This window comes from Rhizobium sp. C4, assembly GCF_021026315.1.
GTDB lineage: Bacteria > Pseudomonadota > Alphaproteobacteria > Rhizobiales > Rhizobiaceae > Ensifer_A.
Genome location: NZ_JAJNCX010000018.1, coordinates 45,078 through 57,579 on the forward strand (window position 1 = coordinate 45,078; position 12,502 = coordinate 57,579).

Annotated in this window: 4 protein-coding genes; all 4 read right to left on the bottom strand. The window is 61.1% G+C overall.

Annotated elements, in window-relative coordinates:
- Nucleotides 1-2 precede the first annotated feature (2 nt).
- Nucleotides 3-1,682, bottom strand: coding sequence for an efflux RND transporter periplasmic adaptor subunit (locus LQK84_RS22730; RefSeq protein ID WP_230831085.1), 1,680 nt, complete (start codon nt 1,680-1,682; stop codon nt 3-5).
- Nucleotides 1,683-1,763: 81 nt separating this feature from the next.
- Nucleotides 1,764-3,122, bottom strand: coding sequence for an ATP-binding protein (locus LQK84_RS25285; protein ID WP_230831086.1), 1,359 nt, complete (start codon nt 3,120-3,122; stop codon nt 1,764-1,766).
- Nucleotides 3,115-3,825 carry a response regulator gene (locus LQK84_RS22740; RefSeq protein ID WP_230831087.1) on the bottom strand — a complete coding sequence of 237 codons (711 nt, stop codon included), beginning with the start codon at nt 3,823-3,825 and terminating at the stop codon, nt 3,115-3,117. The genes LQK84_RS25285 and LQK84_RS22740 overlap by 8 nt, the downstream gene beginning before the upstream one ends.
- A gap of 438 nt (nt 3,826-4,263) precedes the next feature.
- Nucleotides 4,264-12,495: a VCBS domain-containing protein gene (locus LQK84_RS22745; RefSeq protein WP_230831088.1), complete on the bottom strand. Its 8,232-nt coding sequence runs from the start codon at nt 12,493-12,495 to the stop codon at nt 4,264-4,266.
- Nucleotides 12,496-12,502: the final 7 nt, after the last annotated feature.

The following is a 12,502-nucleotide window of genomic DNA, read 5'->3' on the forward strand; positions in this document are numbered from 1 at the left end:
CCTCAGCGGATCTGGTTCAGGAGTTCGGCACCCTGTGTGACGATGCGCTTGCCGGCTTCGATACCCGAGACAACCAGCAGACGGTCGCCGTCCAGGGGCTCGGTGCGGACTTCCCTTGGGACGAAACGCTCCGCATTCGTGTGTTCGTAGACGAGGGACTGGCCATTCGAGCCGCGCAGGACACTGGTGCGCGGGACAGCAATGCCTGTTCGTTTCTCCATGGTCGAGGAGAGCACGGTCAGCAATTGCCCGGCGCGGATGCCTTCGGGGTTCTCCTCGACGCTGAAGTGGATCGGGATCGCCTGATTGCGATCGGCCAGACCGCTGCCGCGATAGCTAAGCGTCGCGGTTCTGCCATCCATGAATTTGCCTCGCGCCGTCCCCGTCACGGAATGGGCTTCGAAACTCAACGCCTCCACCCAGTAGCGGCTTGGATCGATGATCTGGAAGATGACTGTATTGGGTTCGGCGATCTGACCCGCGACCGCCTGGGCTGCGGCGATCACACCCGATACAGGGGCAATCAGCTTCTCCGCGGCCATGGGTGCCTGTTCAAGATTGGCGCGTCTTGCTTTTAGACCCTGGAGCTCGAGCCTCGCATCCTCGACCTCGGCACGCGCCACCACGGACTGGAGCTGCTCGAAGCGCTGGAGCTTGCGCTCGACCAGCATGATGTTCTGGTCGAGTTCGCGGGCCTGCTGCTGTTGGCTTGTCAGGTCGGCGGCACCGACGGAGGGCTGTACGAGCGCCAGCACGTCTCCGGCAGACACCCGCGCGCCCAGTTGGAGGAAGCCGCCGGAGGGCGGCAGAAGCCTTCCTGATACGGATGCCTGGACATAGCCTGATGTCGTGGGATCGGGAATGATCCGCGCCGGCAGCTCCACGGTCCCCGCATGTGTGGCCTGTTCCGTGAATATCGTGCGGATCGCGAGGATGCGCTGTGTGGTCTTAGGCACGAAGATCGAGCCATCCGCAAACCGCTGGGCGACGTCCCGCTCGGCGGCCTGCATGCCGGGCAGTGCAGGGCCGGCAGCGTACGATTTGGGCGTTCCCGCGAAAATCAGGATTGCCGCGATGGCAGCGACCGTGGCGGTGGACTTGCGGCGGCGAAACAGCAAGGCGATCAGAAGGCCGAGCACCACTCCGCCGCCACCGACGGCCAGCAGCGTCAGGTCAGGTCGCAGCAGCCGTGCCCCGACACCTTGCACCCACGCGGTGCTGACCGGAAAGCCATCAGTCGCTGCCACCGACCCCACGCTGGTTGCTTTCTCGGGGATTACCATTGTGATGGTCAGCACATCGAAGAGATCACCTGCCATGACAGTGATCGCGAGATCATAGGTTCCGGACTGCGCCAGCCAGGGAGCTGCTGCAACATAGGTGCCCTCTCCCATGGCTTCCGCCTTTATCGTGCCGGCGGGGCTGTCGATCTCCAGCGACGCGCCGCTGATCGGTTCGTTGCCCTTGAAGCTGTCGAGGAAGATCTCCAGCCGCGCGCCGCGCGCCACGGCCACCAGTTCTATATCGACTGTCGACGCATCGGCACGTGGCGCGATCGTCGCTGAGACCGGCGGAGGCGGCGCGCCATGATCATGTCCCTCATGGGCAAAGGCAGGCGATGGGGCCCACCCGATCAGAAGGAGAGTAAAGCCAGTGAGAACAGAGGCGAATCGGTCGACCATCGCAAACCTGAGAACGAGTTGATTTGCTCCGGTGTAGCTCCGCGTCTTTGTCCAGCGATGTCCAGATTGTTACAGAATGTTTCAGGACAGTTTTGAGCTATCCTTTGGAAGTGTGATACTGACGATCAGCCCGCCCGTGTCGGCGTTATCAAGCCGCAGGCTCCCGAAATGGCCGTTTATAATGGCCTGAGCGATCGGCAGTCCCAGCCCAAAGCCCCCCGTTTCCAGGTTCCGCGATGGCTCAAGCCGAACAAAGGGTGACAGCGCCCGCTCGATGTCCTCTGCAGCAATACCGGGGCCCGCATCACGGATTTTGATGTTAACTTCAGTATCGCGATCGGTCACCTCGACATGCGCTTGCCCGCCATATTTGCATGCATTCTCGACGAGGTTGGCAAAGGCGCGCTTCAAGGCAAGGCGCCGCCCCATGATAATGGCATGGGCGCTGCCGGTGAGTTCGACCGAAGCGCCCCGATCGACGGCATCATCAATCAGGGTTTCCAGAATCGCGACGATGTCGATCGACTTCAACTCCTCGTCACGGCGATCGCCGCGCAGGAAAGACAGGGTCTGATCGAGCATCCGCTCCATCTCCGTCAAGTCTTCCGCCATCGCCGCGCGCACGGCTCCATCGGCCAGATCCTCGGCCCTGAACCGCAAGCGGGTGATCGGAGTCTTGAGGTCGTGGGAAACGGCCGCAAGCGCCTGGGTCTGGTCTTCGATCAGGCGTTCGATGCGACGCTGCATGTCGTTGAAGGCAACCGCCAGCTCGACCACCTCTCGCGGCCCTGTTTCCGGCACGGCGGTGACCGTCTTGCCCCGGTAGAAATCCTTCGCGGCGGCGGCGACCGCAGCCAGCGGGCGGGTGAACCAGCGCACCAGAAGCATGGAAACAATAATCGCCCCGACGGCCATCAATGTCGTCGAAACCAGCATACTCCCCGGAGGTGGGGCCTTTCGGTCCCATGCAACGAGATTGACGTTGATCCAGGTCGCGTCTGGAAGCTTGATCGACACAACCGCCAGATGGGGATCGTCACTTGCCTGGTTCTCGGGCCCGATGATCAGGCCGTCCTCCGCGATCTCAGGTGCGAGCGTCCGAAGATTTCGCCTGAGCGGCTCCCAGTTCTCCCCTCCAGTCCCGCCGGCAACTGCATAGGGCGTTGCTCCCCAATGAGCAACAATGGAGCCGCCTGAGAAATCATGGGCCACATCCTCGCGTTCCTCGACAGGCGCACGCATGACCGCTCGCTTGATTGTCAGAAGCTGGTCGGCAAGCCGGGCTTCGTTTGCCAGGTCCAGTTCCTGTTCCAGGCTCCGGTGATAGGTGAACAGGCTGCCGAAATGCACCAGCGAGACGCCGAACAGAACAACCAGTGCCGTCCGCAACCGCAGGCTATCGATTGACTGCCACCAGTGCCGGATACGGATCTCAGGCACGGGTCACGTCCGTCGCAAAAAGATATCCGGCACCTCGCACCGTCTTGATCAGATCTTCACGGCCATCGAGCTTCCGGCGCAAACGGCTCACCTGCACGTCGATCGATCGATCATAGCCTTCGATGGTGCGATTGCGGGCGGCGTCCAGGAGGAATTCACGCGTCAGAATCCGCTGCGGTGCTTCTAGGAAGGCCAGCAGCAAATCATATTCCCCCGTCGACAGATCCACGACGACACCGCTTGGCGCGGTGAGTTCGCGCTTCAGGGTATCGAGCGTCCAGCCGGCGAAGAGGAAGCTTCGCCGGGCGCGCTGCGTGGACGGACTGCCCAGACCACGGCTGCGCCGCAACACCGCACCAATCCGCGCCAGCAACTCTCGCGGATTGAACGGTTTCGGCAGATAGTCGTCCGCCCCAACCTCAAGACCGATGATGCGATCCGTGTCGTCGCCCTTGGCTGTCAGCATGATGATCGGGACGGAGGAGCTGCGGCGCAGGTCGCGACAGATCTCCAAACCGTTCTTTCCCGGAAGCATGAGATCCAGCACGATCAGATCGACCGCAGCCTGTTTCAGTGTCTCGGCCATCTCGACGCCATTTCGTGCGGTATGGACTCGAAACCCGTTCGCCCGCAGGAACTTCGCAACCAGGATCAGGATCTGACCGTCATCATCGACAATCAGGATTTCGGGCAAGGCATCCAAGGCTGTTGTCTCCGCGGGTCCGATACTAGCGAAGCCCCGTCATGTAGCAGACGGCTGGAGCCAGTTTGTGTCGAAAAGGTAACAGATTGTTTCACCAGCAATAGCCTACACAGGAAATCTGAGGCGTTTAGCACTTGAACAGTTATACAGCGAACGGCTGCTTCTGAGCTATTGTTTTGTAAGCCTAACGTCTCAAATGGGGGCGCATTCCTGCCGTTCGGGCTGCCTCAAGCTGGTTTCCAATTCGTGCCTGCTAGTAAATAAGCCGAAATACCGGCCGAATTGACAAGTCTCTGCGCCATCAGGCCCCCGCAACCAAACAATCAATACGCAAGACAACGAAAAAGCCCGCCAGGTGAAAACCAGCGGGCTGTTCGCGTTTCTGCGCGCAGACGCCACCCCCGTGAAGAACCATAGAAAGGATATTCCCGGGTTGGCTCAGTCGACATTGTATTCGAACCGACCGACCAGAACGTCCACGTTGTGGAGCCCCAGAATGGAATTGGTGAAGAGCTCGTAGGTGCGTCCGCCCTCGACCCTCGTTCCACCGGAGGTCCAGCCGTCCCCGGAGAGGTCGAGCGTGTCGCCGGTGTCCAGCCTGACGACGAGGCTCGTCGTGTCGCCGTCGATGGCTTGCGACATGTCGAACACATCTTCGGCTGTCAGCTTGATGCTGTTGTTGCCGTGGCCGGTCATGTCGATCATCTCGATGCTCGACACACGATCCTGCGCCAGCTTGGTGAAATCGAGCATCATATCCGTGCCCTGAACGAGAAGAGTGTCAAAGCCCGACTTGCCGTCAATCCTGGTGAAAGCCGTGTTCGATACTGAAATCGTATCGTCGTTCTCTGTGCCTCGATAGTCCTGGCTGCCGAGATAGGCCCCGCCGAAGAGGACATAGGCCGCTCCCCTGTCATCGCCTTCGGTCACATCATTGCCCCTGGCGCCGACGAGGAGATCGTCGAAGCCGTCGCCATTGACGTCTCCGGCCGCCGCCACTGTCGACCCGGCAACGTCGCCCGCAGCTTCGCCGACGAGCTTGAAGCCGCCTTTGCCGGCCGCGATGTCGCTCAGATGAATGTCGCCGGTGCGCTCGCTCTCGCAAAAGATCACATAGGCCGCACCCGCCTCGCTGCGGCCTTCACCATTGCCGGGTGCCCCGACCAGAATGTCGGCGAGCCCGTCGCCATTGATGTCGCCCGCCGATGAAACCGCCACGCCTGCCCGGTCGAGATCGTCCTCGCCGATGATCCTGAGGCCAGCGCTACGCGTGCCGCCGTCTGTCCCCAGCGTCATATGTTCAAGATCGACACCGTAAGGCACATCGCCCCGGCCATAGACGACATAGGCCTTGCCGGCCATCGCGCCCTCGACCATCCCGTAATAAGGAGCGTCAAACGGGGCGCCAATCAGGAAATCGTCCAGCCCGTCGCCGTTGACATCGCCTGCCGCAGCAACAGCAAAACCCGTCTCGTCGAATTCCGCGACACCCGAAATCTTGAAGCCGCCGACACCGAAACCAAGTCCTCCAAGATCTATGGACGAAATGCTGTTGCCTGAACCATAAACAAGATAGGCAGCGCCCTTGTAGAAGCCATTGCTGTAGCCGCCATAGGCGCCGATCACGTAATCGCCATATCCGTCCTGATTGAAGTCGCCGGCGGAAGAAACCGCATAGCCTGCGAGCTGATAGGGCTCCTCTCCGGCAATCTTGAAGCCGTCGCTTCCCTTCTGCATCAATTGCAGGTCGAGCGTTGAGTTGCGGTCTCGGGAACCGAGAATGACATAGGCGGCCCCGGTGCTGTCGGAATAGTCGGCTGTCGAACTGTTGTTCGGTGCGCCGATGATGACATCGGCATATCCATCGCCGTTGATGTCGCCGGCGGCGGAGACGGATGTGCCAGCCGTATCGTAATCATTCTCACCCAAGATCTTGAAGCCACCATGGCCGATAGCGATTTCAGACAGTTGCAGGGTTTGAGGCGCTTCGGTCGTTCCGTAAATGATGTAGGCAGCGCCGGCGGAATAGCCGGCTTCGTGATCGCTATGCGCGCCGATTGCGATATCATCCAGGCCATCGCCATTGAAATCGCCCAGAGATGCGACGGTGATGCCATTCTGGATCGTATCGCTTTCGGCTGTTATCCGGACGCCGCCAATGGAAAAGCCAACATCCGCAAGGTCTATCGTACCGCCAAGGGAATATCCGCCGAACAGGACGAAAGCCGTATCCTGTCCGCCTCCGCCATCCGAAACCATGGCCGCAGAAGCAGCGACGCGGCCGCCGAAATCGCCTCCATACATGGCGCTGACAAGGAGATCATCAACGCCATCGCCATTGAAATCGCCCGCTGACGAAACGGAATAGCCGGCTCGGTCGCCAAAGGCGCCACCGACAATCTTCAAGCCGTATGGGCTGCCGGCAAGGCTGGAAAGCAGGATCTGTGCCGGAGCTTCAATGACGGTAACGCCCGGTTCATCTGTTCCCTGGACGGCGATGGTGATCATCGTCATCGTTCCATCCACCGTCGGGATATAGATTTCATCGGTCAGCACGTCACCGTTGTTCAGGGCCTGCACTTCGGGCCGCCAGTTGTCGAGCTGATAGGTCCAGCTGCCATCGGCATCAATCGTGATGCCGCCATAAAGGCCGGGAGACAGGGACTGTGTGTCGAAGGACGATTGCCCGACATCGGGGTCGCTCGCGAATAGTCGTCCCGAAGTGCTCAGCTGGCCATCTTCGCGGACCATGCCTGTTATGGTCCCGGTAATCTCGGCCGCATCGTTATAACCTTGGACCCTCAGCGTTGCGATGTTCGCGACGTCGAGAACGCCGTCGCTGACGGTGTAGGCAATGGTGATGTCACGAAAACTGTTAAAGTCGAGCGCATTGAACTGCGCCGGGTCGATGCCGATCGTTCCGTCGCCGTGATCCACAAAGGCGACCGTGTGGCCGAGATTGTCGATGGCGGTGATATCTCGCACCGACAAGGCGCTGCTTTCGGCGTCGGTCTGGCCGGCAAGCAGGTTAATCGTGGCAACCGTGTCATCCTCGCTGACGGCGCCGGCGTCGATTGCGACAACGTTCGGTGCATCGTTCACGCCGCGATATGTCAGGTTCACGGTCGCGGTGTCCGTTCCGCCATGGCCGTCCGAAATTGTGTAGGTGAACGTGTCGGCAAGCCGCTCGCCGGCCCCCAGCGCCTGAAGAGCCGTGACGCTCCTCGGATCGATGGAGATCGTGCCATCGCCATTCAGCGCCACCGCCGCACCCAAGGCGCTGGTCGGTGAAACGCCGGTGATTGACAGCGTGTCGCCATCGCCATCCGTGTCGTTGCCAAGCAGGCTTGCAACGGTGATCGTGTGAACCGTGCCTGCTGACAAGTCAGCGCGGGCCGGATTGCCCTGCGCATCGTAGATCTGCGCCTTGACGCCGGAGGCGGATGCGTCGAGGCCCTGCCAGGTGATGACGAATCCGCCGTTCGCCAGTGCTGCGATGGCCGGGTGCCGTTGCGAGGACTCCGTGTCGGTGTTGACCAGGAATTCCCGGCCGACAGGCGTGCCATTGGCGTCGAAAAGACGCGCCTTGATGCCCAGGCCGGATGTGTCATCCACACGATCACTGCTCTCCCAGGCCATCACGAAGCCGCCGTTCGAAAGCGCGGTGATCGCCGGTTTTGTCTGGTCGCCGGCCATCTGGTTGTTGACGATGAACTCGCTGCCGACGGCGTTGCCGTGGGCGTCAAAGATCTGCGCCTTGATGCCATAACCGGACGTGTCGGTTTCATGGTCGTCGCTGGTCCATGTGATGACGAAGCCGCCGTTCGACAGGGCCGTGATATCGGGCTCGAACTGGCCGTTGGCAGTTCGCGTATTCACAAGATGTTCAGCGCCGACGGCCGCGCCATTGGCGTCAAAGATCTGCGCCCTGATCTCGTAGTCGGACGCATCGTCGATGCCGTCATGGCTCTCCCATGTGACGACAAATCCGCCAGTCGACAATGCCGTGATCGCAGGCGAGGTCTGGTTGCTGTCCGTCCGTGTGTTGACCAGGAATTCATCGCCGACGGGGGCGCCACCTGCATCGAATATCTGCGCCTTGACGCCGAACTCGGATTGATCCTCCACGCCATCGTAGCTGTGCCATGTGATGACAAAGCCGCCGCCTGTCAGGGCGGTGATATCGGGCGCCTGCTGGGTGTCGTTGGTCTGGCTGTTGACGAGGAATTCCTTGCCGACAGGCGATCCGTCGGCGGCAAAGATCTGCGCCCTGATCTCGGTCGCAGCTCGGTTGAAGACCTGCTCATCGTTCTGCCATGTGATGACAAAGCCGCCATTCGTGAGCGCCGTGATGGCCGGAACTTCCCTGTATGTATTGGTTTGTGCGTTGACGAGGAACTCCGCGCCGACAGCCATCCCGCCTGCGTCGAATATCTGCGCCTTGATGCTGGAAAAGTCTGGAAAATTACCCGGATAATCATGAGCAATCCATGTGACCACGAAGCCGCCGTTTGAAAGCGCTGTGACTGCGGGGCCGAATTGATCACTTGCGAGCTCCGAATTGACCAGGAATTCACCGGTCTGCACGTTGGCAGAAATGGTGTCGTCATTGGCAAGGGGCGTGGTCTGATCGGCGAAGCCGTTGACCGTCAGCGTGGCGCTGTTGGCCGTGCTGGTGGTGCCATCGGATACGGCATAGCTGACCGTGAGCGTCCGGCTTTCACCATTGCGCAGAGCATTGAACTGAGCAGGATCGATACTGATCGTTCCGTTGCCGTTGTCCACAAACGTCACGGCATGACCGAGATTGTCCTTCACCGCAATGGAAACCGCCGACAATGCGGTCGTCTCCTCGTCGCTTTGACCCGCCAGCAGGTTGATCGTGACGATGGCGTCATCCTCGCCGACCGTGCCGGCATTGATCGCGGTGACGATGGGTGCGTCGTTTGCGCCGGTGATCTGGATGGAGACTGCCTGCGTGAAACGCCCTTCTGCTTCTGAGACCACGAATTGCTCGGTGAGTGTTGCACCGGTGGCGAGCGACCGCACGGCGGCCTTGTCGTTGTCGAGGTCGTAGGTCCAGGCGCCGTTCGAGCCCAGATGGAATGTCCCGTAGACGCCCTGAACATCTTTCGCGAGATATTCCAGCGCGCCGGCATAGCGGTCGATGGCCTTCACGGTGCCGGCAGCACCCGGCGCATCCTCGCTGATGCTGGCGGTCCGGTCGCCGCCGAAGGTCGAGAAGTCGAATGTGCCGTCGATATGCAGGGTCACGGTTCCAAGACCCGCGCCATCGGTGGTGGCAACGGCGAAGCGCTCGATGGCATCATCGCCGGGGAGCAGGGCTTGTACAGCGTCGCTGAAGGGGTCGAGTTGATAGTGCCAATGCCCGTCTGCCGCCAGGTCGAAGGTCCCGAAAACGCCCTGGACCTGCAAGAGCGGGACAAACTGAGCCGTGCCCTGCGCGGTAATCGTTCCGGACGCGGTGAGGCGGTAGTCTTCGATCAGGGACGCCGTGAGGTCGCCCGTCACCGGCGGCGGAGCCTTGATGTCTATGGCCACTGCCGCAATCGCCGAGCCGTCTTCGGCCATGACCTTGAAGCTCTCGGCAAGCGTCTTGCCAAAGGTCAGCGCCTTGACGGATGCATTTTCCGGATCGAGCCGGTAGGTCCACGACCCGTCGGCCAGCAGGGTGAAACTGCCGTAATCGCCCTGTCGCGTCGTTGCGACGAAGCCTTCGCTTCGTCCGTCGGCAAAGGTTGCGGTGAGCCTGCCGGTCGCCGTTTCCACCCGGGATCCGATGACATCGCCGTCCAGATCGCCGGCGATATGCGCATGGTCGGTATCGTTGGGCAGCGAGAAGCCGCCATAGACGACATAGGCGGCGCCTGCATCCGCGCCACCCGCATCATTGAGATTGGCCCCGACGAGCAGATCGCCCAAACCATCTCCATCGATGTCTCCGGCAGACGCAACCGCGATGCCGGCATGATCGCCGCCGGCCTCGCCGACGAGCTTGAAGCCGCCAATTCCCAGCGCAATCGTGTCGAGATTGATTTCCGAGGGCGCATGGGCCGTGCCGTAAACCACATAGGCGCTGCCGGCGCCGCTTCCGGCCTGCGCGACCGCCTCGTCGAGAAGGTTGAGGCCAAGCTGGGACAGTGGAAGGTTCCTGTCGGTCGAGGCGCCGACCACCAGGTCGGTGAAGCCATCGCCGTTCAGATCGCCTGCGGCGGCGACCGATATGCCGGCGGCGTTCCCGGCGGCCTCGCCGGTGATCTTGAACCCGCCGATGCCGTTGGCGATGTCTGTCAGCGACAGATCGCTTCTGACCCCCTCGCGCCCGAAGACGACATAGGCTGCCCCCGCCTGCGCGCCGCCTTCGGCATTCGACGGAACACCGACCATGAAGTCATCGATCCCGTCGCCGTTTATGTCGCCAAGGGCGGAGATTGTGATCAATGATCTCTCGGCAGAGGGAATTGTTTCGTCAGGTCGAAGAGAGGCGCCCTCCACCGTGATGCTCGAAATGGCCGGACTGCCCGAGGCGCCCAGCGTGGCAGATCCGTAGATGATCCTGGAGATGCCAAAATGTGACCCCACCGCGACATCATCGAAGCCATCCTTGTCAATGTCGCCGAGGGCCGAGACTGTGACCCCTCCCAGGACATTGGCAGACCCTGGAAATGACGGAAACGTAACCTTGAAACCGCCTATCCCGTCAGCAACGGCATCGAGATTGACCGTCGTCTCCCCAGCCTGTCCCAGAACGATGTAGGCCCCATCTCTCGATCCAATGACGAGGTCATCAAGACCATCGCCGTTGACATCGCCGGCGGACGCAACATCCATGCCCGCGAAAATGCCGGTTACAGATTGTGGAAAGGGACCGGATAGCGATTGCACCGACTCGCCTTCGATCCTGAAGCCGGAGACAGCGTCGCCTATGTCGTCCAGATTGACCGAGCCGATCGTGTTCGCTTGCCCGAAGATGACGTAGGCGCCGCCGACGCCGGGGTTCGCAACAAACGTATCGCCGTCAAAGCGAAGCTGGGTGCTGCCGGGCCCACCCATAAGGATGTCCGCAAACCCGTCGCCATTGACATCTCCGGCCGCTGCCACGGACATGCCGGTGAAATGATTGGCGTCGGGGGATATGGCAGGACTTCCGAAGGGGTCTCTCACGATCGTGGAACCTGGGACGATCTTGAAGCCGCCGCGACCGGCGGCAATGTCATCCAGATTGATCTGGTCCGGGCGTTGTTGCTGACCATAGACGACATAGACGGCCCCGTGATCCGTCAAGGTCGCCGGCAGATCTCCTGGGCCGCCGGTCGCATCATTGCCCGGCGCACCGATGATGAAATCATCAAACCCGTCGCCGTTGAAATCGCCTGCCGACGAAACGGAAAGACCGGCCATGTCGCCCGCCCGCTCGCCAACGATCCTGAACCCGCCTTCGCCGGTGGCAATATCGGAGAGAAGCAAGGTTTCGCCGTCATATTGACCGGTCACGGTAACCGTGACGGTCGCGTCCGCTGACGCCCCGTGGCTGTCGGTTGCGCGCACGACAACGGTCACATCGCGGGTCTGGCCGTCTTCAAGCGACTGGAAGCCCTGGCCGGGATCGAAGATCAGCGATGTGCCGCTGAGTTTTGCCGTGCCTTCGAGCGGGCCTTTGACGATCGAATAGGTCAGCGTCTTGCCGTCATCATCGGTGTCGATATCGGAGGCGAGCTTTGCCAGATCAAGCGCGACACTTGCCCCGTCCTCGACCGCGCTCAGGCGGCCGGCAGAAAGGATAGGCGCATCGTTTTCCCCGGTCACGGTGATCGTGACCGTGCCCTTGCCCGACAGCCCATGTCTGTCGGTTGCGCTGAGATCAATCTCGACGGACCTTGTTTCGCCCTTCGACAGGCTCTCGAACGCGCTGCCCGTCTCGAAGGAAAGCGTGGTTCCCTTGAGTGAGGCGCTGCCGAGCTTCGGTTCGCCTGTCACCGCATAGGTGAGGGTGTTTGCGTTGTCATCGGAATCGACATCCCCCGCAAGCGATGCGATGTCGATTGTCGCCGAGGCGCTCTCGGTGATCTTCAGCGCCTTGTCCGAAATGGTCGGCGCGTCATTGATGCCCGTCACCGTCACCGTGACCGTTGCATCCGCGGTTTCACCCTGCGAATTGGTCACGCGCACGGTGACATCCACATCGCGGCTCTCGCCCTTTGCGAGGTCATCAAACCCCTTGGCCGGATTGAACACCAGCTGGCCGTTCGCAATGCTGGCCAAGCCCTTCTCGGGCTGCTCGACGATCGCGAATGTCGGCGCCAGGCCATCATCCAGGCCGGTCGTTTTCACCAGGCTCATCAGCTTCATGGCAACGGTTGCGCCATTTTCCACGGCGTCCAGATGACCATCAATGACGACCGGGACTTCGTTGGCACCTGTGACGACGAACTCCACCGGCACAATGAAGATCGTGTTGCTGCTTGCGCTTTCAACACGGACATCGAGCGAAACGGTGGCGGACTGGCCCTTCGTCAGGTTGTTGAAGGCGCCGTTGGGATCGAAGGTTAGGATGCCGGTTTGCGAGAGCGAGACCTGTCCGCCTCCCGTCACGGGTCCGCTCACGAAGGTGAGGTCGGGATTGTGGCTGCGGTCGGAGACGATCGACATGATGTCG

Bases quoted from the DNA above. Each gene is read 5' to 3' on its own strand.
- LQK84_RS22745 (WP_230831088.1), bottom strand. From the start codon at position 12,495: ATGTCGATCGTCTCCGACCGCAGCCACAATCCCGACCTCACCTTCGTG.
- LQK84_RS22730 (WP_230831085.1), bottom strand. From the start codon at position 1,682: ATGGTCGACCGATTCGCCTCTGTTCTCACTGGCTTTACTCTCCTTCTG.